The sequence below is a fragment of the Microbacterium sp. NPDC055455 genome, from assembly GCF_053619935.1.
In genome coordinates this window covers 161,558-182,165 of the sequence record NZ_JBSHLB010000002.1, presented here as the reverse complement: position 1 = coordinate 182,165, position 20,608 = coordinate 161,558, and the positions used below count along the sequence as shown (strand labels likewise).

At 70.8% G+C, this 20,608-nt stretch carries 16 protein-coding genes; 3 read left to right on the top strand and 13 right to left on the bottom strand.

The annotated features are described in order from the left end of the window. From gap to ACWGUG_RS07190, 8 genes are all read right to left on the bottom strand, one after another. Window positions 1-1,011 (bottom strand): type I glyceraldehyde-3-phosphate dehydrogenase, encoded by a 1,011-nt coding sequence (gene gap / locus ACWGUG_RS07225; protein ID WP_378880601.1) that lies wholly within the window; start codon window positions 1,009-1,011, stop codon window positions 1-3. Between the two features lie 104 nt (window positions 1,012-1,115). Next, on the bottom strand, window positions 1,116-1,742 hold the full coding sequence (locus ACWGUG_RS07220; RefSeq protein ID WP_452324309.1) for a superoxide dismutase: 627 nt from the start codon (window positions 1,740-1,742) through the stop codon (window positions 1,116-1,118). Between the two features lie 140 nt (window positions 1,743-1,882). Beyond that, window positions 1,883-2,860 (bottom strand): DNA-binding protein WhiA, encoded by a 978-nt coding sequence (gene whiA / locus ACWGUG_RS07215; protein WP_336397851.1) that lies wholly within the window; start codon window positions 2,858-2,860, stop codon window positions 1,883-1,885. A 73-nt stretch (window positions 2,861-2,933) separates the two neighbouring features. Next, the gene (gene rapZ / locus ACWGUG_RS07210; RefSeq protein ID WP_336398054.1) at window positions 2,934-3,815 is read right to left on the bottom strand and encodes an RNase adapter RapZ; all 882 of its coding nucleotides are present in this window, start codon (window positions 3,813-3,815) and stop codon (window positions 2,934-2,936) included. A 22-nt stretch (window positions 3,816-3,837) separates the two neighbouring features. Beyond that, on the bottom strand, window positions 3,838-5,820 hold the full coding sequence (uvrC, locus tag ACWGUG_RS07205; protein ID WP_452324308.1) for an excinuclease ABC subunit UvrC: 1,983 nt from the start codon (window positions 5,818-5,820) through the stop codon (window positions 3,838-3,840). 20 nt (window positions 5,821-5,840) lie between these two features. After that, window positions 5,841-8,804 (bottom strand): excinuclease ABC subunit UvrA, encoded by a 2,964-nt coding sequence (gene uvrA / locus ACWGUG_RS07200; RefSeq protein WP_378880594.1) that lies wholly within the window; start codon window positions 8,802-8,804, stop codon window positions 5,841-5,843. Between the two features lie 116 nt (window positions 8,805-8,920). Next, window positions 8,921-11,299, bottom strand: a complete 2,379-nt coding sequence (locus tag ACWGUG_RS07195; protein ID WP_452324307.1) for a 5'-nucleotidase C-terminal domain-containing protein — start codon at window positions 11,297-11,299, stop codon at window positions 8,921-8,923. Between the two features lie 128 nt (window positions 11,300-11,427). After that, window positions 11,428-11,901, bottom strand: a complete 474-nt coding sequence (locus tag ACWGUG_RS07190; RefSeq protein WP_452324306.1) for a MarR family winged helix-turn-helix transcriptional regulator — start codon at window positions 11,899-11,901, stop codon at window positions 11,428-11,430. A 38-nt stretch (window positions 11,902-11,939) separates the two neighbouring features. On the opposite strand from ACWGUG_RS07190, the gene ACWGUG_RS07185 reads away from it, so the two are divergent. Then, complete coding sequence (locus ACWGUG_RS07185; RefSeq protein ID WP_452324305.1) at window positions 11,940-12,200, top strand: hypothetical protein; 261 nt, start codon at window positions 11,940-11,942, stop codon at window positions 12,198-12,200. Window positions 12,201-12,266: 66 nt separating this feature from the next. On the opposite strand, the gene uvrB is transcribed toward ACWGUG_RS07185, so the two are convergent. Together uvrB and ACWGUG_RS07175 are read right to left on the bottom strand one after the other, a co-directional pair. Beyond that, window positions 12,267-14,348 carry an excinuclease ABC subunit UvrB gene (gene uvrB / locus ACWGUG_RS07180; RefSeq protein WP_336397846.1) on the bottom strand — a complete coding sequence of 694 codons (2,082 nt, stop codon included), beginning with the start codon at window positions 14,346-14,348 and terminating at the stop codon, window positions 12,267-12,269. 89 nt (window positions 14,349-14,437) lie between these two features. Then, window positions 14,438-15,109 carry a hypothetical protein gene (locus ACWGUG_RS07175; protein ID WP_452324304.1) on the bottom strand — a complete coding sequence of 224 codons (672 nt, stop codon included), beginning with the start codon at window positions 15,107-15,109 and terminating at the stop codon, window positions 14,438-14,440. 102 nt (window positions 15,110-15,211) lie between these two features. On the opposite strand from ACWGUG_RS07175, the gene ACWGUG_RS07170 reads away from it, so the two are divergent. Then, on the top strand, window positions 15,212-15,847 hold the full coding sequence (locus tag ACWGUG_RS07170) for a DUF4126 domain-containing protein (RefSeq protein ID WP_452324303.1): 636 nt from the start codon (window positions 15,212-15,214) through the stop codon (window positions 15,845-15,847). Here ACWGUG_RS07170 and coaE read toward each other — a convergent pair. After that, window positions 15,844-16,467, bottom strand: coding sequence for a dephospho-CoA kinase (gene coaE / locus ACWGUG_RS07165; RefSeq protein WP_452324302.1), 624 nt, complete (start codon window positions 16,465-16,467; stop codon window positions 15,844-15,846). The genes ACWGUG_RS07170 and coaE overlap by 4 nt on opposite strands. Before the next feature lie 525 nt (window positions 16,468-16,992). Here coaE and ACWGUG_RS07160 point away from each other — a divergent pair. Further along, window positions 16,993-17,736 carry a response regulator transcription factor gene (locus tag ACWGUG_RS07160; protein WP_452324301.1) on the top strand — a complete coding sequence of 248 codons (744 nt, stop codon included), beginning with the start codon at window positions 16,993-16,995 and terminating at the stop codon, window positions 17,734-17,736. A gap of 21 nt (window positions 17,737-17,757) precedes the next feature. Here the strand turns inward: ACWGUG_RS07160 and ACWGUG_RS07155 are convergent, their stop codons facing one another. Continuing rightward, window positions 17,758-18,924: a hypothetical protein gene (locus tag ACWGUG_RS07155; protein ID WP_452324300.1), complete on the bottom strand. Its 1,167-nt coding sequence runs from the start codon at window positions 18,922-18,924 to the stop codon at window positions 17,758-17,760. Beyond that, entirely contained in the window at window positions 18,921-20,591 is a 1,671-nt protein-coding gene (locus ACWGUG_RS07150) for a sensor histidine kinase (protein ID WP_452324299.1), read from the bottom strand. Before ACWGUG_RS07150 ends, ACWGUG_RS07155 begins: the two co-directional genes overlap by 4 nt. Window positions 20,592-20,608: the final 17 nt, after the last annotated feature.

Sequence of the window (20,608 nt, the reverse complement as noted above, 5' to 3'; positions counted from 1 at the left end):
TTAGAGGCGCTCGGCCACGTACTCGGTGAGGTCGACGAGACGGTTGGAGTAGCCCCACTCGTTGTCGTACCAGGCCGAGACCTTGACCAGGTTGCCGCTGACGTTGGTCAGCTCCGAGTCGAAGATCGACGAGTGCGGGTTGCCCTGGATGTCGCTGGAGACGATCGGGTCCTCGGTGTACTGGAGGTAGCCCGCGAGGCGACCGTCGGCCGCGGCGGCCTGGTAGGCCGCGTTGACCTGGTCGACCGTGAGGCCCTCGGCCGGGGTGACGATCGTGAGGTCGACGATCGAGCCGGTGGGCACCGGCACGCGATAGGACGAGCCGCTGAGCTTGCCGTTCAGCTCGGGGAGCACGTGGCCGATGGCCTTGGCGGCACCCGTCGAGGCGGGCACGATGTTGATCGCGGCGCCGCGCGCACGGCGGAGGTCGCTGTGCGGGCCGTCCTGCAGGTTCTGGTCGGCGGTGTAGGCGTGCGCCGTCATCATGAAGCCGCGCTCGATGCCGAAGGCGTCGTTGAAGACCTTCGCGAGGGGCGCGAGGCAGTTCGTCGTGCACGACGCGTTGGAGATGATGACGTGGTTCGCGGGGTCGTAGTCGCCCTCGTTGACGCCCATCACGACGGTCACGTCGTCACCGGTCGCGGGTGCCGAGATGAGGACCTTCTTCGCGCCGCCCGCGACATGCTTCTTGGCGTCGTCGGCCTTGGTGAAGCGGCCGGTGGACTCGATGACGATGTCGACGCCCAGCTCGCCCCAGGGCAGGTTGGCGGGGTCGCGCTCTTCGAAGACCTTGATCTTCTTGTCGCCGACGGTGATCGAGTCCGCGTCGTACGAGACGTCGGCGTCGAGCACGCCGCCCACCGAGTCGTACTTGAGCAGGTGGGCCAGGGTCTTGTTGTCGGTGAGGTCGTTCACCGCCACGATGTCGAGGTCCGCGCCCTGCGCGAGGGCCGCGCGGAGGTAATTGCGTCCGATTCGGCCGAAGCCGTTGATGCCGATCTTGACAGCCACGGAGTTTCTCCTGAGTGTGTCGTGCGCGAGTGCGCGGTTGTTGCGATTCGAACGAGGACAACGGCGTCCCGGCGGGCATCATCCCGCCGGGACGGCCGCGCCTACTAGGACAGTACCAGCAGGCCAGCGGTCTTCTGACGGGCGGCGGTGAGGCGCTGCGCGACGTTCTGCCAGTTCGCGATGTTCCAGACCGCCTTGACGTAGTCGGCCTTGACGTTGAGGTAGTCGAGGTAGAACGCGTGCTCCCACATGTCGAGCTGGAAGATCGGCACTGTGCCCTGCGCGGTGTTGCTCTGCTGGTCGAAGAGCTGCTGGATGATCAGCTGCTCGCCGATCGGGTCCCAGCTGAGCACGGCCCAGCCCGAGCCCTGGATGCCGGTCGCGGCGGTGGTGAAGTGCGCCTGGAACTTGTCGAAGCCGCCGAAGAACTCGTCGATGGCGGCGCGCAGCTCGCCCTCGGGCTCGCCGCCGCCCTCGGGAGAGAGGTTGGTCCAGAAGATGGAGTGGTTCACGTGACCGCCGAGGTTGAACGCGAGGTCCTTCTCGAGCTTGTTCACGTTCGCCAGGCTGCCGGTCTCGCGGGCCTCCGCGAGCTGCTCGAGCGCGGTGTTGGCACCGGTGACGTACGCCTGGTGGTGCTTGCTGTGGTGCAGCTCCATGATCTTGCCGCTGATGTGCGGCTCGAGCGCCGCGTAGTCGTAGGGGAGGTCGGGCAAGGTGTACTTCGCCATGTTCTCTTCTTCCTGTCGGCGCGCGCCGATTCCCCGGCGCAGCGAGGGTGACGGACTCATCCTACTGAGCGGCAACGCGCGCGCGCCGGGGTTGCTTCCCTCCATGACGTGTGGAAGACGGATGCCTCGCCGGCGGCGGATCAGTCCTCCATGCCGGCGGGGACGGCGGACTCCGTGCCGGGGAGGCCCTCGGCCTCGGCCTTCTTGTCGGCCATGGCCAGCAGCCGGCGGATGCGACCGGCCACGGCGTCCTTCGTCAGGGGCGGGTCGGCGTGGTGGCCGAGCTCGTCGAGGCTCGCATCCCGGTGGGCCAGACGCAGGTCGCCTGCCTGGCGGAGGTGCTCGGGCACCTCGTCGCCGAGGATCTCCAGCGCGCGCTCCACGCGGGCGCACGCGGCGACCGCGGCCTGGGCGGAACGCCGCAGATTGGCGTCGTCGAAGTTCACGAGGCGGTTGACCCCCGCCCGCACCTCGCGGCGCTGGCGCATCTGATCCCATTCGGCCGCCGCGCGGACGGCGCCCATGGCTGCCAGGGCGGCGCGGATGGCCTCGCCCTCGCGCACGACCACCCGGGGGATGCCGCGCACCTCGCGGGCCTTCCCCGCGATGCCGAGGCGGTGGGCGGCGCCGACGAGCGCCATGGCGGCCTCCGAGGACGGGCACGTGATCTCCAGCGCCGCCGAGCGGCCGGGGTCGCTGAGGCTGCCGGCGGCGAGGAACGCGCCCCGCCAGATGGCGGCGAGGTCGCCGCGGGAGCCGGTCGTGAGCTTGTTGGGGAGGCCGCGGACGGGGCGGCGGCGCTGGTCGAGCAGTCCGGTCTGACGGGCGAGCGTCTCGCCGCCCTCGATGACGCGCACGGCGTAGTGGCTGCCGCTGCGGGCCCCGGAGCCCTGCACGTGCACGAGCTCGGGGCGCACGCCGTAGAGCTCGACGAGATCGCGCGCGGTGCGGCGCGCGAGGATGTCGGAGTCCAGCTCCGCCTCGACCGCCACGCGGTTCGCGATCGAGTGCAGGCCTCCCGAGAACCGCAGCAGCGACGTGAGCTCGGCCACCCGCGCGGTGGGGCGCGGGTCTCGCACGGTGATCAGCTCGGCCTTCACGTCAGCGGTCAGCGACACGACTCTCCTTCTCAAGGGTCTTCCGGGAACGACCGTCAAGCCTACCCGGCCGGGTCGGCCGGGTCGGCGGGCATCACTCGCGACCGAGGTCTCGGTCGGTCATTCGCACGGCCACGCCCGGCACGGCGGCCAGGCGACCGGCGAGCTCGCGCACCATCACGACCGAGCGGTGCTTGCCGCCCGTGCACCCGACGGCGATCACGGAGTGGCTCTTGTTCTCTCGCTGGTACCCCTCCAGGACGGGCCGCAGCGCCGCGCTGTAGGCGTCGAGGAACTCCTTCGCGCCCTCTTGCGCGAGCACGTACTCGCGCACCTCGGCGTCCTCGCCGGTGAAGGGCCGCAGCCGCTCGTCCCAGAACGGGTTCGGCAGGAACCGCATGTCGGCGACGATGTCCGCGTCGGCCGGCAGCCCGTACTTGAAGCCGAAGCTCTGCAGCGTCACGGTGTGGCGCGCGGCGCCCTCTTCGGTGAAGAGATCGGCGACCTTCGTGGCGAGCTGGTGGATGTTGAACGAGGACGTGTCGATGATCACGTCGGCGCTCTCGCGGACGGCTGCCAGCCGGGCACGCTCGCGACGGATGCCGTCCAGCAGCGTCCCGTCCGCCTGCAGCGGGTGCGGGCGGCGCACAGCCTCGAACCGACGCACCAGCACCTCGTCGGACGCGTCGAGGAACATCAGGCGGATCTGCCGGCGCTCGCGGAGCGCCCGCATCGCGTCGGGCAGATCGAAGAACAGGTCCCGGCCGCGCACGTCGACCACGACCGCCACGCGGGGCAGCACTCCCCCGGCGAGCTCGGTGAGCTCCAGCAGCGGCTTGAGCATCTGCGGGGGGAGGTTGTCGACGACGTACCAGTCGAGATCCTCGAGCGCGTTCGCCGCGGTCGACCGACCGGCGCCCGACATGCCCGTGACGATCAGCACTTCTCCGACGTCGTGACGCGTCGCCTCGACCATGACCACCCCCGTCCTCACCAGCCTAGTCACTGGTGGCGGCGGCATGCTCGCGCGCGGGTGCCTCCTGGCCGTCCGGCAGGGCAGGCGACTGCGCGAGGTGCGCATGGATCGCCGCGGCGAGCTTCGGCCCGACTCCCGGAAGCTCGGTGATCTCGTCCGCCGTCGCATTCTTCAGGGCCGTCACCGAGCCGAAATGCCGCAGCAGCGCCTTGATCCGGGCCTCGCCGAGGCCGGGCACCTCGGCGAGCACGCTCTGGATGTCGCGCCGCCGCCGCCTGCGCTGATGCGTGATGGCGAACCGGTGCGCCTCGTCGCGGAGGCGCTGCAGGAGGTAGAGGGCCTCGGAGGTGCGCGGCAGGATCACCGGGAAGTCCTCCCCCGGCAGCCACACCTCCTCCAGGCGCTTCGCGATCCCGCACAGCGCGATCTCCTCGTGGCCGGCGTCGCGGAGGGCGCGGGCGGCCGCCTCGACCTGCGGTCTGCCGCCGTCCACGACGAGGAGCTGCGGCCGATAGGCGAAACGGGGACGCTTGCGCGTGGTGACGACCGGCTCCTCGCCGTCCGGGATGGCGCGGGGTGCGGCATCCGTCGTCTCGTCCTGCTCATCCGGGCGGTCGAGGTAGGCGAGCCGGCGGGTGAGCACCTGGTAGAGCGAATCGGTGTCGTCCGTCGTCTCGCCGACGCCGAAGGAGCGGTACTGGTCCTTCCTCGGCAGACCGTCCTCGAAGACCACCATCGACGCGACGACGTTGGTGCCGCTGAGGTGCGACACGTCGAAGCACTCGATGCGCAGCGGCGCCTCGGCGAGGTCCAGCGCCTCCTGGAGATCGGTGAGCGCCTGCGTGCGCGCGACGTAGTCGCTGGTGCGACGGGTCTTGTGCAGCATCAGCGCCTGCTGCGCGTTGAGGCTGGCGGTGCGCATCAGATCGGCCTTGCGGCCTCGCTGGGCCACCTGGATGGTCACGGCCTTGCCCCGGCGGCCGCGGAGCCATTCCTCCAGGTCCGCGGCGTCCTCGGGCATCGCGGGCACGAGCACCTGGCGCGGGATGTCGGCGCCGGCGGCGTTGCCGTACGTGCGCTGCAGCACCTGGTCGACGAGGTCCCCGCCCGAGATGTCGATCTCCTTCTCGATCGTGGTCGCCCGGACGCCCCGCACGCGGCCACCGCGGACGACGAAGTGCTGCACGGTGGCGGCCAGCTCGTCCTCGGCGATGCCGAACAGGTCGGCGTCGGTGTCGGCGGCGAGCACGAGCGCGCTCTTGTTCAGCACGGCGTCGATGGCCTGCAGCCGGTCGCGGTAGACGGCGGCCGCCTCGTAGTCCATCGCGGCGGACGCCTCGCGCATGCGGGCCGTCAGCTCCTTGGTGAACCGCTGATCGCCGCCGGACATGAACGCGATGAAGTCCTCGACGATCGCGCGGTGCTCCTCGATCGTGACCTTCATCGAGCAGGGGCCTCCGCACCGCCCGATCTGGCCGGGGAAGCAGGGGCGTCCGGTCGACATCGCCTTCTTGTACGACGAGTCGCTGCAGGTGCGGATCGGGAACACCCTGATCATCAGGTCGATGGTGTCGTGGACCGCCCACACCTTCGGGTAGGGCCCGAAGTACTTCGCCCCGGCGATGCGGCGGTTGCGGGTGACGATCACGCGCGGCGCCTCGTCGGCGAGGGTGATCGCCATGAACGGATACGACTTGTCGTCGCGGTACCGCACGTTGAAGGGCGGATCGAACTCCTTGATCCACTGGTACTCCAGTTGCAGCGAGTCGACGTCGGTCGCGACGACCGTCCACTCCACGGAGGCCGCGGTCGTCACCATGCGCCGCGTGCGCTCGTGCAGCGTGTGCAGCGGTGCGAAGTAGTTCGACAGGCGGGCACGCAGGTTCTTCGCCTTGCCGACGTACAGCACGCGGCCGTCGCGGTCGCGGAAGCGGTAGACCCCGGGATTGGTGGGGATCTCGCCGGGCTTCGGCTTGTACGGGACCGTGGGAGCGGATCGCGCCATGGTGTCAGGCCTCGCCCGGCTCAGCCGGCCTTGCGGGCCCCGACGAGCTCGGCGACCGGGCCTGCCGGCGCACGGACGCCGAGCACCTCCGCGAGGAAGGCGCCGGTGTGGCTGCCCTCGGCACGCGCGACCTGCTCCGGCGTGCCGGTGGCGATGACCTGACCGCCGCCGGCGCCGCCCTCGGGCCCGAGGTCGATCACCCAGTCGGACGACTTGATGACGTCCAGGTTGTGCTCGATGACGATGACCGTGTTGCCCTTCTCGACGAGGCCGTTCAGCACCTCGAGGAGCTTGCGCACGTCTTCGAAGTGCAGACCCGTCGTCGGCTCGTCGAGCACGTAGATCGACCGGCCGTTCGTGCGCCGCTGGAGCTCCGTGGCGAGCTTGACGCGCTGCGCCTCGCCGCCCGAGAGCGTCGTGGCCGACTGCCCGAGCCGCACGTAGCCCAGCCCGACGTCGACGAGCGTCTTGAGGTACCGGTGGATCGCCTGGATCGGCTCGAAGAACTCCGCCGCCTCGGCGATCGGCATCTCGAGCACCTCGGCGATGTTCTTGCCCTTGTAGTGCACGGCCAGCGTGTCGCGGTTGTACCGCTTGCCGTGGCACACCTCGCAGTCGACGTACACGTCGGGCAGGAAGTTCATCTCGATCTTGATCGTGCCGTCGCCCGAGCACGCCTCGCAGCGGCCGCCCTTGACGTTGAAGCTGAACCGCCCCGGCTGGTAGCCGCGCACCTTCGCCTCGGGCGTCTCGCTGAACAGCGTCCGGATCCGGTCGAAGACGCCGGTGTAGGTGGCGGGGTTCGATCGGGGCGTGCGGCCGATCGGCGCCTGGTCGACGTGCACGACCTTGTCGAGGTTGTCCAGACCCGTCACGCGGGTGTGCTTGCCGGCGACCCGGCGGGCGCCGTTGAGCCGCGTCGCGAGCACCTGGTACAGGATGCCGTTGACGAGCGACGACTTGCCCGACCCGCTCACCCCGGTGACCGAGGTGAGCACGCCGAGCGGGAAGTCCACCGTCACGTTCTTGAGGTTGTTCTCGCGCGCGCCGACGACGCTCACCTGACGGCTCTTGTCGATCTTGCGGCGCTTCTTCGGCGTCGGGATCTCGCGGCGCCCCGCGAGGTAGTCGCCGGTGATCGAGTCGGGGTCCGTGAGCAGCTCTTCGATCGGCCCGGAGTGGACGACCTCGCCGCCGTTGACGCCGGCACCGGGCCCGATGTCGACGACCCAGTCGGCGGCGTGGATGGTCTCCTCGTCGTGCTCGACGACGATGAGCGTGTTGCCGAGGTCGCGCAGCGCGACGAGCGTCTCGATGAGCCGCCGGTTGTCGCGCTGGTGCAGGCCGATCGACGGCTCGTCGAGCACGTACAGCACTCCGGTCAGGCCCGAGCCGATCTGCGTGGCCAGCCGGATCCGCTGCGCCTCACCGCCGGACAGGGTGCCTGCCGCGCGGCTGAGGCTGAGATAGTCCAGCCCCACGCGGATCAGGAAGTCCAGGCGGACGCGGATCTCGCGAAGCACCTGCGCGGCGATCGTCGCCTCGCGCTCGGTCAGGGTGAGCTTGGCGAAGTACTCGCGCGCCTCGCCGAGGCTGAGGTGCGAGGCATCCGCGATCGAGTGCCCGTGGACGAGCACCGCGAGCACCTCGGGCTTCAGGCGGTCGCCGTTGCAGACCGGGCACGGCACCTCGCGCAGGTACTCCGACCAGCGCTGGCGCTGCGTGTCGGACTCGGCCTGCGTGTACTGCCGTTCGATGTAGGGCACGACCCCCTCGAAGCCCGACGAGTACCGCATCTCACGGCCGTAGCGGTTCTTCCACTTCACCGTGACCTTGTAGTTCTCGCCGCGCAGCACGGCCTCGCGCACCGCCGACGGGAGGCGCTTCCACGGGGTGTCCAGCGAGAAGCCGAGGTCGTTCGCCAGACCCTCGAGCAGTCGCTCGTAGTACTGGAAGAGCCCCTTGCCCTGCGTCGTCCACGGGATGAGCACGCCCTCGCGGATCGAGAGGTCCTCATCGCCGAGCATCAGCTCGACGTCGACCGACATGCGGGTGCCGAGGCCGGAGCAGGCGGGACAGGCGCCGAAGGGCGCGTTGAACGAGAAGGTGCGCGGCTCGATCTCGGTCAGCTGCAGCGGGTGCCCGTTCGGGCACGCGAGCTTCTCGGAGAAGGACTGCCATGCGGCATCGCCCTCCTCGTCGACGAAGTTGATCTGGAGCACGCCGCCGGCGAGCGACAGCGCCGTCTCGACCGAGTCGGTGACGCGGTCGAGGATGCCGGGCGCCGCCACGAGGCGGTCGACGACCACGGCGATGTCGTGCTTGTAGCTCTTCTTGAGCGTCGGCGGCTCGGCCAGCTGGATCAGCTCGCCGTCGACGATGGCGCGGGCGTAGCCCTTGGCGCCGAGCTCCTTGAAGAGGTCGACGAACTCGCCCTTCTTCTGCGTGACGACGGGCGCGACGATCTGGTACCGCGTGCGCTCGGGCAGCTCCATGAGCTGGTCGGCGATCTGCTGCACGGTCTGGCGCTGGATGACCTCGCCGCACTCCGGGCAGTGCGGCACGCCGATGCGCGCCCACAGCAGGCGCATGTAGTCGTGGATCTCGGTGATCGTGCCCACCGTCGAGCGCGGGTTGCGGTTCGTGGACTTCTGGTCGATCGAGACGGCGGGGCTCAGTCCCTCGATGAAGTCGACGTCGGGACGGTCGACCTGGCCGAGGAACTGGCGCGCGTACGCGCTGAGCGACTCGACGTAGCGGCGCTGGCCCTCGGCGAAGATCGTGTCGAACGCGAGGCTCGACTTGCCCGAGCCGGACAGGCCGGTGAACACCACGAGCGAATCCCGCGGGATGTCGAGGTCGACGTCCTTCAGGTTGTGCACTCGGGCACCGCGGACGCTGAGCTTTCCGCTGGTGCCGCCGAGGGCGGTTCCGGGCGTGTTGCCAGGCATGTTTCCGGGCAGGGCGACAGGGACGATGGGCACCAGACAAGTCTAGGCGGGGCCTCCGACATAGGGCCTGTGAGCCGTTCGCCGCGGGCGAAGACGACGGATGCCGCGGGGCCCGGGCTCCGCGGCATCCGCCGTCGATCACACCCGGGTCACTTCACGTTCGCCTTGACCGTGGTCTCCGCTGCGATGAAGACGCCGTTTCCGGGGTAGGAGACGGTGATCTCCGTCTTACCGGCAGGCAGCGCGGGCAGCTCCACCGACGCGGTGCCGTCGGTGAGCGGCGCGACGATGGGGTCCAGGCCCGGGACGGTGATGGTGACCGAGCCCGGGGCGAACATCCCCCGCGCCTTCACCGTGACGTCCAGGACGTACGGCTCGCCCTTCTTGCCGCCCGTGAGCTTGCCCGAGACGTTCGTCTTGACGCCCTCCACGACCGTGAGCGGGACGAGGACCTCGGTGCCCGTCGTCGCTCCGGAGAGCACCAGCGTCGCCTGACCGGCCGGCAGGCCGGCGGGAAGCTGGACAGACACGCGCGCGGTGCCCAGGTTGTCGTACGGGTCGGTTCCCAGCACGGTGGCCACCGGGAAGGTGCCCAGCGTCTGGTCGCCGAGGGTCACGACGATCTCGCTGTCCGTGAGATCGGCGGCGGTGGACATCGACCACGACTTCACGTCGAAGGCGACGGTCGACCCGCCCGCGTACTCGGTGGCGGCGCCTTCGCCGAAGGTGACCTCGACGGCGCGCTGCGAGTAGTCCACCGGCACCGCGCCGGTCGCCGCCGCGTCCTCCATGTAGTCGACCATCCCGGCGAGGTCGATCTTGCCGGTGTCGCGCTTGCCCGTCGCGTTGCCGAACTCGCGGAAGTTGTCGCCGCCGGCTGCGAGGAACGCGTTCGCGGTCACCGAGTACGTCGCGGCCGGGTCGATCGGCTGGCCGTTCAGCCACATGCCGGTGATGAACCCGCGCGGCGCCGTGTACGGCGTGAGCGACTCGTCGACGTCGGCGGTCGCCGGGTTGTCGAGCGGGTACTCCGTCACCATGCGCTGCGTGTACGTGTACTCGAAGCCCTCCGAGACGCCCAGCCGCAGGAACGGACGCGTGCCGACCCGGTTGAGGCTGTCACGCTGCCACTGCTGCTCGAGGAGCGTCTCGATCTGAGCGCCCGTGAGCGACATGTTGACCAGCGTGTTCGCGAACGGCTGCACCTCTGCGGCCTCCCGGTAGGTGAGCTCTCGCGGGTACGGGTCGCCGGCAGGCGTCCCGACCATGTCGGCCCGAAGTCCGCCCGGGTTCATGAAGGCGATCTGGGCCGCCCCGGACTCCGCGCTCTCCGTCGCGGTCTGCTGGACCTCGGCGACCAGGTTGCCCAACGTCGACTCGCCGCCGCGGTTCTCGTTCGGCAGACCCGTCGTCGGGTTGATGGTCGAGAGCTGGGCACGGTTGAACGCACCGGCGATCTCGCCGATCGGGACCGAGCCCAGGTCCTCGGCGACAGCCTCGGCGTCGGCGACGAGCGCCGCCACCTCGGAGTCGGCCGGGTAGCCGGCGACGGCCAGGATGTCGTGTGCCTTCGCCTTCACCTCGCCGGTCGCGCCGTCCACCGTGAAGATGAGCCGGTTCAGGCTCGTGCCGTACTGCCCCGCCGAGACCACGGGCCGCTCCGTCACGGCCCGCCCCTCGGTCGCCCACTGGGCGACGGGGAAGGCGCAGTTGTACGCGAGGTGGGTGTGGCCCGACACGATGGCGTCGACGTCCGGCGACACGGTGTTGATGATGTCCGCCCACCGCCCGGAGTCGTCCATCGTCTCGCACGAGGTCGACGGGGCGCCCTCGTGCACGAGCATGACGACCAGGTCGGCACCCTCTGCCACCAGGGCGGCCGCCTCGGTGTTGACCGACTCCACGATGCCGTCGACCTGGATGTCGGCGATGCCGTCAGGGCTGACGAGCGTGGGAAGGTCTTCGGTCACCGCGCCCACGAAGCCGACCTCGACGTCGCCGAACTCCTTGATCCACGTGGCGGGCACCGCCGGCTCACCCGTCGCGCGCATCTTCAGGTTCGCCGCGATGTACTCCCACTCGGCCCCGCCGTACGGGTTCGTCTCGGGATCGTACGGGGCGAGCACGCGGTTCACCAGGTCGTCGTAGCCCTGGTCGAGCTCGTGGTTTCCGACAGCCGAGACCTCGAGGCCCGCGGCGTTCAGCGAGTCGATCGTCGGCTTGTCGTTCTGGATGAACGACTCGAACGTCGAGGCGCCGATCAGGTCGCCCGCCGCGGCGAAGACCGTGTTGGGGTTGGCGGCGCGCAGCGCGTCCAGCGCGCCGGCGAGCTTCGCCGCTCCGGCCTGCGCACCCTCGTCGAGGATCCGGCCGTGGAAGTCGTTGGTGGCGACGATCTGGATCTCGGTGTCGGCGGCGTAGGCGGGGGGCGCGGCGAGCAGGCCCGCTCCGAGTGCCGCGGCAGCGGCGGCCGCGGTCGCGGCTCGCCGGATGGCGGGTGAGCGGTCTGGGTGTGACCTGACGTGCATGGGCGGGATCTCCTCTGTGAAGGACGGGACGGGCTCGGGCGAATCCTCGGGACACCCTCGCACCGATGTCGAGCCTAAGAACTTCCTGGGAATTCGGGAAGAGTCATCAGCAGGAGTTCACACATTGGTCAGTCGTCTCGCAGCGCGGCCCCCCATTTCGGCTCCGCGCCGGCGAAATCCTTGAGCGTATCGCGCAGCGTCGCCAGGTCGTCGACCGTCATGCCGGTACGCGCCATGACCTGCTCCGGCACCGCCAGCGCGCGGCGGCGGAGCGCCCTTCCGTCGTCGGTGAGCGCGACGTCCAGGACGCGTTCGTCCCCTTCGCGACGCGCGCGGGTGACGAGCCCCTGCGCCTCGAGCCGCTTCACCAGGGGCGACAGCGTGGCCGGCTCGAGCGCCAGCTCCCCCGCCAGCTCGCGCAGGGAGCGCGGCGACCGCTCCCACAGCGCCAGCATGACCAGGTATTGCGGATGCGTGAGCCCCAGCGGCTCGAGGATCGGGCGGTAGAGCCCGACGACGTTGCGCGCTGCGGTCACGAGGGCGAAGCACAGCTGGTTGTCGAGTTTGAGCAGATCGTCGGGCGTCGGCGGGGCGGTCGTCACGCGGATGAGTCTATCGCGCACGAATCGTTAGTACACTAATGAGTATGCCGACACCGGATGCCGCAGCCCCTGACCGCCGACCGCTCCGCGAGCGCGTCCGCGAGGCCGGCGGCTGGTACGCCTTCCTCAACGCGAACCTGATCCGCCTCGCGGGACCCGCCGCCGTGGGACCGTACGAGACGGCTCCGCCGCCGAGTCCCGCGGAGCGTGCGGAGCGGGCGTGCCCCCTGTGCGGTGCGCCGATCACGCAGCACACCTTCGACCGGTCCGGCCCCAAGCCGCTCATGCACTGCCCGTAGCATCCGCACAGCCCCGCGGCAGCCGTCGCGGCATCGACGTCGTCGCGTCGACCGCTTGCGCGGGCGCTAGGCGTGGCCGGCCCGCTCCATCGCGCGCAGCTCCTTCTTGAGGTCCTGCACCTCGTCGCGCAGCCGGGCTGCGAGCTCGAACTTCAGCTCCCCCGCCGCCGCGAGCATCTGCTGGCTGAGGTCGGCGATCGTCGCCTCGAGCTGCTCCGCACCCTCGGCGGCGATTCCCTCCCGGCGCAGCTGCGGGGTCGGGCTCTTGCCGACGCCCGACTTCGTCTTGGCGGCGGCCTTGCCCCGGAGCATCCGATCGGTGTCGGAAGCCTCCCGTGCGAGGACCTCGGTGATGTCGGCGATGCGCTTGCGCAGCGGCTGCGGATCGATGCCGTGCGCCGTGTTGTACGCGACCTGCTTCTCGCGGCGACGGTCGGTCTCTTCGATCGCGTTGCGCATCGAGTCGGTGACGGTGTCGGCGTACATGTGCACCTGGCCCGACACGTTCCGGGCCGCACGGCCGATCGTCTGGATGAGGGACGTGCCGCTGCGGAGGAAGCCCTCTTTGTCGGCGTCGAGGATCGACACCAGCGACACCTCGGGCAGGTCCAGGCCCTCGCGGAGGAGGTTGATGCCGACCAGCACGTCGTACACGCCGGCCCGCAGCTCGCTGAGCAGTTCGACACGGCGCAGCGTGTCGACGTCGGAGTGGAGGTAGCGCACGCGCACGCCGTGCTCACCGAGGAAGTCGGTGAGCTCCTCGGCCATCTTCTTGGTGAGCGTCGTCACCAGCACGCGCTCGTCGCGCTCGACGCGCAGGCGGATCTCTTCGAGCAGATCGTCGATCTGGCCCTTGGACGGCTTGACGATGATCTCGGGGTCGACCAGGCCCGTCGGCCGGATGATCTGCTCCACCACGCCGTCGGCGATCCCCATCTCGTAGCGCCCCGGTGTGGCCGACAGGTAGACCGTCTGCCCCACGCGCTCCTTGAACTCGTCCCACCGCAGCGGCCGGTTGTCCATCGCGCTCGGCAGCCGGAAGCCGTGCTCGACGAGCGTGCGCTTGCGGGAGGCATCCCCCTCGTACATCGCACCGATCTGCGGCACGGTCACGTGCGACTCGTCGATCACCATGAGGAAGTCGTCGGGGAAGAAGTCCAGCAGCGTATGGGGCGGCTCCCCCGCCATGCGACCGTCGAGGTGGCGGGAGTAGTTCTCGATGCCCGAGCAGAAGCCGAGCTGCTGGAGCATCTCGAGGTCGAACGTCGTGCGCATCCGCAGGCGCTGCGCCTCGAGGAGCTTGTTCTGCGACTCGAGCTCTTTCAGACGCTGCTCGAGCTCGTGCTCGATGGTGCCGATCGCGCGCTGCACCGTCTCGGTGCCGGCCGCGTAGTGCGTCGCGGGGAAGATCGGCACGGAGTCCAGGCGCTGCACGACGTCGCCGGTGAGCGGGTGGAGCATGAAGAGGGCCTCGATCTCGTCGCCGAACATCTCGACGCGGATGGCGTACTCCTCGTAGACCGGGATGATCTCGATCGTGTCGCCGCGGACGCGGAAGTTGCCGCGCGAGAAGTCGACGTCGTTGCGGTTGTACTGCATCGCGATGAACTTGCGGATCAGCGCGTCGCGGTCGTACCGCTCGCCGACCTGGAGCGCCACCATCGCGCGCAGGTACTCCTCGGGGGAGCCGAGGCCGTAGATGCACGAGACGGTGCTGACCACGACGACGTCGCGGCGGCTCAGCAGCGAGTTGGTGGTGGAGTGCCGCAGGCGCTCGACCTCGGCGTTGATCGAGGAGTCCTTCTCGATGAAGGTGTCGGTCTGGGGGACGTACGCCTCGGGCTGGTAGTAGTCGTAGTAGCTGACGAAGTACTCGACGGCGTTGTGGGGCATGAGCTCGCGGAACTCGTTCGCGAGCTGCGCCGCCAGCGTCTTGTTGTGGGCGAGCACGAGCGTCGGGCGCTGGACCGCCTCGACGAGCCACGCCGTGGTGGCGGACTTGCCGGTACCCGTCGCCCCGAGCAGCACGACGTCCGTCTCGCCGGCATTGATGCGCGCCGCCAGCTCGGCGATCGCCTGTGGCTGATCGCCCGACGGGGCGAATTCGCTCACGACCTCGAACGGTCGCACGGATCGTGTGGTCTGCACTCGATCCAGCGTAGGCGTCACCACCGACACCGGGGCGGCGTTCGCCGCGAGCGGATGCCTCGCCCGGGGAGGGCCCGCGGTCTCACCGGCTATCCGCCGAAGCCGCCCCCGCCGTCGAAGCCTCCGCTGAAGCCGCCGGCGTCGAAGCCTGCGAACCCGCCGCCGTCCGCTCCCCCGGATCCGCCGCCGTCGAAGCCTCCGCCGAAGCCGCCGTCGAGCCCCGCCGAAGCCGGGTCGAAGGTCTCGCCCACCCAGCCGGGCTCGGACCCGATCTGGAGCGATCCCGCGCCGACCGTGTAGTACGCGGCCACCGAGCTCGACAGCAGGAACTGATTCGCGACGAAGGCCATCACGCCCACGTTCATCAGCATCGCGCGCGCGTCGACCCCGTCACGAGGATCACCGTCCTCGACGCCGACCGCCGTGCGCGCCGTCTCGGGCGCAGCGCGGGTCGCGGCATCCGTCTCGGCGGCCTGCGCGCGGCGCGCCCGGTGCTCCTCGGCCCTGCGGACGAGCCGCGCGATGACGGTCGGGTCCTCGGCGGCGGCGTCCCGCTCGGAATCGGACAGGAAGGGCCGGAGCTGCTCGAACATCTCACGGCGTCGCTCGGGCGGCACGTCCTTGAACGCCGACGCGTGCGCGCTCTCGATCACCGACGCGGGCAGCGTGTTGAGCAGATAGACGTAGCGCGAGATGCGCTCCTCCTCCGTCACCGACCGGTACGGGTCGCGACGCCGTCTGAGTCTCGAGAACACGCCCATGTGACACCCCCAGGATCCGCTCCCAGGGTACGCCGCGCGGCCCCGCCGCGGTACGCGCGCGTGCGCGGGTCGGTCTGGGCGGCGGGAATCTAGAGTGGACGCGTGCTGGAGTTCATCGTCGGCTCGGGGCTGGCCACCGCGGCGGGCCTGAACGCGTGGATGCCGCTGTTCGTGCTGGGGATCGCCGATCGCTTCGTTCCGGCCGTCGAGCTGCCCGCCGGCTGGGCGTGGCTGTCGTCGGATGCCGCACTGTGGATCGTCGGCGTGCTCCTCGTCGTGGAGATCGTCGCCGACAAGATCCCCGCCGTCGACTCCGTCAACGACGTGATCCAGACCGCGGTGCGGCCGGTGGCGGGAGGCATCGCGTTCGGCGCGGGCTCGAGCGCCGAGACGGTCCGGGTGGACGACCCGGACCTGTTCGCGGGGACGGCCTGGATCCCGATCGTCGTCGGCGTCGTCATCGCACTGGCCGTCCACGTCGCGAAGACGGCCGTCCGTCCGGCGGCCAACCTGGCCACGGCGGGCATGGCCGCGCCCGCCGTCAGCACCGCCGAGGACGCGACAGCGCTCGGCCTGTCGGTGTTCGCGATCCTGCTGCCCGTCGTCGCGCTCGTCATCATGATCGCGCTCGTCGTCGCGGTCGCGCTCGCCCTGCGGGCACGGCGCCGGCGGCGGCTCGGTACGACGACGGATGCCGCTCCCCCGCCCCCTCCGGACACAGAGAGCTCCCGAGGCTAGCGCCGGCCCGTGCGTCCGCCGACGTGCTCCGGCAGGCGGTTCCACAGCTCGTCGGTCTGGCGCAGCGTCTCGTCGAGCGTTCCCGCGGTGTCGATCACCACGTCGGCGATGCGAAGGCGCGCCTCGTCAGGAGCCTGCGACGCGATCCGCGCGGCGGCCTCCGCCTCGCTGAGCCCGCGCAGCTCGACGAGCCGGGCGGCCCGGATGTCCGCGGGAGCGTGCGCCACGACGACGAGCTCCCACGGGTCCTCCGCGCGGGCCTCCACCAGGAGCGGCACGTCGTAGACGACGATCGCGGCAGGGTCGGCCGCGAAGGCCTCGGCGAAACGGCGCGCCGACTCCGCCCGGACGGCGGGATGCACGATGGCGTTGAGCCGGCGGATCGCCGCCTCATCGCCGAAGACACGGCTGCCCAGCGCCGCGCGGTCGAGGGATCCGTCGGGTCGCAGCATCTCGTCGCCGAAGGCGTCGGCGATCGCGTCGAGCACCGGCGAGCCGGGTGCCTGCACTTCGCGCACGAGCTGGTCGGCGTCGATCACGACGGCGCCGTGCTCGGCCAGGCGGCGGGCGATCGTGGACTTTCCCGAGGCGATGCCTCCGGTGAGGGCGACGAGCGGCATGAGTCGAGGATGCCACGTCCGCCGCCGTCCCCGGCGCCGGCAAGCCTGCGGACTTCTTGAGGCTGCGCTGAGCGGGAGTTGAGGGGCCGGGAGTAGCGTCGGGGGCACCCGAAGGACAGATCCGCAGGTGCGGAGCTGGGGAGGGCGGAGGATGAGCGCCGGACGCGACCACGTTGCGCACGACGCCGATCCGCCCCTCCGCACACGCCGCGCCGCCCGTCAGCTCGATGGCAGGCGCGGTGGGATCGTCCGGGAGTGCGGGCCGGCCGCTCGCGTGGGGACGAAGGCGGCCGGGCCCCGCACGTCGAGGACGCGCGTGGGGCGGGGAATGGGGGCATCTCCCGCCCTCCGCGCGCCCTGTCTTCCAGCGGCGACGAGCCGCCGTGCGCTCGCCGCCGCCGGCTTCCTTCCTCGCCGCGTCCGCTGATGGACGATCGGCCCCGCGGATTCCAGACCGTGTTCTGGGATATCATTTCGGACGTCCAGGACCGGTCGTCCGCGACACCGTTCGGGGAAGGTGCAACGGTGAAGGAATCCCGCATCGCCGTCGTCATCGAAGACGAGGCAGACATCCGGTCGCTCCTGTCCACCGTCCTCGGACAGGCCGGGTTCGAGGTTCACGGCGCGGCCAACGGTGCCGACGGGGTCCAGCTCGTGCGCGAGCGCCGACCGCTGGTGACGACCCTCGACGTCAACATGCCCGGCATGGACGGCTTCGAGACGGCCAAGCGCATCCGCGCCATCAGCTCGACCTACATCGTCATGCTGAGCGCGCGCACGGAGGAGATCGACGCCCTGCAGGGCCTCGAAGCGGGAGCCGACGACTACGTCGCGAAGCCGTTCCGGCCCCGCGAGCTGCGCGCGCGGATCGACGCCATGCTGCGCAGGCCCCGCCACGTCGCGCCGGCCGAGTCTGCGGATGCCGCGCCGCCCGCCGACGACGACGGTTCGTGGCTCGAGCACCGCGGCCTCAGGCTCAACGCCGAGACGCACATCGTCACCATCGACGGCCACGACATCGAGCTGACGCGCAGCGAGTTCGACATCCTCGCCGACCTGCTGGTCGCCGGCCGGCGCGTGCGCGCGAAGGCGGACCTCGCGATCATGCTGCGCGGCGACCAGTACGTGGCGAATGACTTCGTCAGCGACAGCGACGCCCGCGCCATCGAGGTGCACATGGCCAATCTGCGGCGCAAGCTCGGCGAGTCGCCGTCTCAGCCGCGGTGGATCGAGACGGTGCGGGGCGTCGGCTACCGGCTCACCGCCTGACCACCCCGCCGTCCACGCCGGTCACTCGCCCTCGTCGACCAGCACCGAGGTCTCGACGTTCGCAGCCGCCCGGCTGGCGGCGTCGCGCGCCGCGCCGACGAGGCGGGCGGGCTCGTAGCCGGCGGAGTCGCTCAGGGCGACCCCGACGCCGACGACGGGGATCACGCCTTCGCCGACCTTGGCGAGGTCGTCGAACAGCGCGCGGTAGATCGCGCCGGCCTGGCGGCGCGCCTCCGGCCCGGAGGCGACCGCGAGGGCCACGACGAACCCGGTGGGGCCGTCCTCGGCGACGACCGCGTTGGTGGGCGCGTGCCGCCGGACCCCTGCACGCCACGTCTCCGAGACCGCGCCGGCCACATCGCTTCCGAAGGCCGTGGAGATCTCGTCGAGGTCGTCCAGTCGCACGGACGTCACGGCCACGAGCTCTCCGCGCCGCGACGCCCGGTCGCACAGCATCTCGAGGAGGGCGGGGAAGGAGGACCCGTCGACGATGCCCGATTCGGCGTCGCCGGACGGAGCGCGCATGAGGTAGCCCCGCATCGGCGCGCGGCTCGCCCGCAGCACCGAGGTCACGACGACCGCGACGATGGTGAGGGTGACGGTGAGGAAGCTCGTGCTGATGGTGCCGAACGCGGTCCGGAACAGCGCGCTGTCGGGTCCCGAGGTCACGAATGCCGTCGTGCGCGACACGTAATACAGCGATTGGAAGCCGAGGACCGCGCCCAGCACCCACGCGGTGCGCGACTCCCGCATGTCGCCACGGAAGCACTCCACCGCGCCGGCCGCGGCGAAGGCCAGCAGCGGCACGAACATCCACAGCGCGCCCGCCCAGTCCCCGCCCTGCGCGCCCTCCACCGCGACCGCCGCAGCGGCCCCGATCACCCCGGCCACGACCACGAGCGACGCCCACTGCATGCGGCGGCCGTTGAAGCGGCGGCATCCGAGCCACATGCACCCCGTGCCGGCGACGAAGGAGGCGTTCCCGACGGCGATGGCCCACCAGGCGCCCTCCGACAGCACCCAGACGGTGTAGGCGAGCGTCGTGAGCATGCCGGCGAGGAAGGCGAGCGACCAGGTCCGGCCGGCGCCCTCGTCGCGGCGGAGGATCGTCTCGATGATGAACAGCACGCCGCTGACATTGACCACGAGCGCGGTGATGAGGTGGACGCTGGCGAGGTCGAGCGTCATGATCCGTCTCCTTCCGGGGCGACCGCGGGCAGCTTGACGATGAACGTCGAGCCCACACCGGGAGCGGTGTGCAGGGCGAGCTCGCCCCCGTGGGCCCGCACGATGTCGCGGGTGATCGCCAGGCCCAGCCCGGTCCCGGCGCGGCGCTCCCCTCCCGCCTTGTAGTACCGCTGGAACAGGCGCGAGCGATCGGCGTCCGAGATGCCGACGCCGGTGTCGCGCACCAGGATCCAGCTCGACGTCCCGTCACTGGTAGTACCGACGAACACGGTGCCGCCGTCCTTGTTGTACGCGATGGCGTTGGAGACCAGGTTGTCGACGACCTGCCGGAGCCGCAGCGGGTCCGCCCACGCCGCCGCCGGCTCCAGCCCCGTCTGGTCGATCGTGATGGCGCGTGCCGCGGCACGAGGCGCCGCATCGGCTGCGGCGGCGCCCACGAGCTCGCGCGCGTCGAGCAGCTGGGGCACGAGCGAGGCCTCCACCGAGGACGGGGACGAGCTTGACGCCGCCAGGATGTCGGCGACGATCCGCAGCAGTCGCTCGGCGTTGCGCTCGGCGATGTCGAGCCCGGCACGCACGGTCTCGGGGGTGTCGGGGTCCTCGATCGCCAGATCGAGGTAGCCGAGGATCGACGTGAGGGGGGTGCGCAGCTCGTGCGAGACCGAGGCGACCAGGTCGTCCCGGGCACGGAGGGCGGTCAGCTCGGCGGTCACGTCGCGCGACACGACCACGGCGCCCGCGTCGCCCCCGTCCGGGTCGGTGATGCGCCGTGCCGTGATGTTCAGCGCGCGGCGCGGGCCGGGCTCCTCACCGAACCACACCACCTGATCGTCGAACGCCTCGCCGCGCCGCGCCCGTTCGAGCGGAAGCTCGTCGTGCGGCATCCGGGAGGTGCCGTCGTCGCGGAAGGCGGGCACCTCGGACGCCTCGTCCGGTTCGAGGCCCAGCTGCAGTCTGCCGTGCGCCTCGTTGGTGATCGTGACCCGCCCGTCGGGGCGCAGCCGCACGACTCCGAAGTCGACGGCGTCGAGCACCTCGGTGACGACCTGCTCCTGTCGGCGGGTACGGGCCAGGACGCTCCGCAGCAGCTCGGACTGCTTGGCCAGCAGCATCCGCTGCGCGTCCGAGCGCCGCGCGTTGAGGTGGCTCGTCGCCGCGAGCGCGGTCAGCACGAGCGGGAGCAGGAAGGTGAGGTACGTGACCTCCGTCGCGCTGAGCGCGGCCAGCACGCTGGCGATGCCCGCGATCGCCACGATCACCCCCGACAGCCCCATCAGCCCGAAGCCGCCGGCGAGCCAGGTCGTGGGGAAGATCCACAGGAGGCCGATGACGGTGTCGGGTGCTGCGACCTGCATCAGTGTGATCGCGAGGATGTCGACAGCCGGCACCAGCGCGACCCAGCCGTAGCTGATCCGGCCCCACGGGATGACGACGGTCGCCGCCGCGACGACGACCACGATCACCACGCCGAGGAAGAACAGCTGCGGGTCGCCCGCGAACGGCCCGATCGCGACGAACACGCCGAGGACGAAGACGACGGCCGCCAGCAGCAGCTGATTGAGCGTCGCCGTGCGACCGCGCGTGCGGTCGGCCGCGTCGGGTGCCGTCACTCCCGGGCGCGGGCGGCCGGTGAGCACGCCCGGTTCGCGCGGTCTCGCGGCGGTCATACCGCGACGCTAACGGA

Bases quoted from the DNA above. Each gene is read 5' to 3' on its own strand.
- ACWGUG_RS07220 (WP_452324309.1), bottom strand. From the start codon at position 1,742: ATGGCGAAGTACACCTTGCCCGACCTCCCCTACGACTACGCGGCGCTC.
- rapZ (WP_336398054.1), bottom strand. From the start codon at position 3,815: ATGGTCGAGGCGACGCGTCACGACGTCGGAGAAGTGCTGATCGTCACG.
- uvrC (WP_452324308.1), bottom strand. From the start codon at position 5,820: ATGGCGCGATCCGCTCCCACGGTCCCGTACAAGCCGAAGCCCGGCGAG.
- ACWGUG_RS07195 (WP_452324307.1), bottom strand. From the start codon at position 11,299: ATGCACGTCAGGTCACACCCAGACCGCTCACCCGCCATCCGGCGAGCC.
- ACWGUG_RS07185 (WP_452324305.1), top strand. From the start codon at position 11,940: ATGAGTATGCCGACACCGGATGCCGCAGCCCCTGACCGCCGACCGCTC.
- ACWGUG_RS07175 (WP_452324304.1), bottom strand. From the start codon at position 15,109: ATGGGCGTGTTCTCGAGACTCAGACGGCGTCGCGACCCGTACCGGTCG.
- coaE (WP_452324302.1), bottom strand. From the start codon at position 16,467: ATGCCGCTCGTCGCCCTCACCGGAGGCATCGCCTCGGGAAAGTCCACG.
- ACWGUG_RS07155 (WP_452324300.1), bottom strand. From the start codon at position 18,924: ATGACGCTCGACCTCGCCAGCGTCCACCTCATCACCGCGCTCGTGGTC.
- ACWGUG_RS07150 (WP_452324299.1), bottom strand. From the start codon at position 20,591: ATGACCGCCGCGAGACCGCGCGAACCGGGCGTGCTCACCGGCCGCCCG.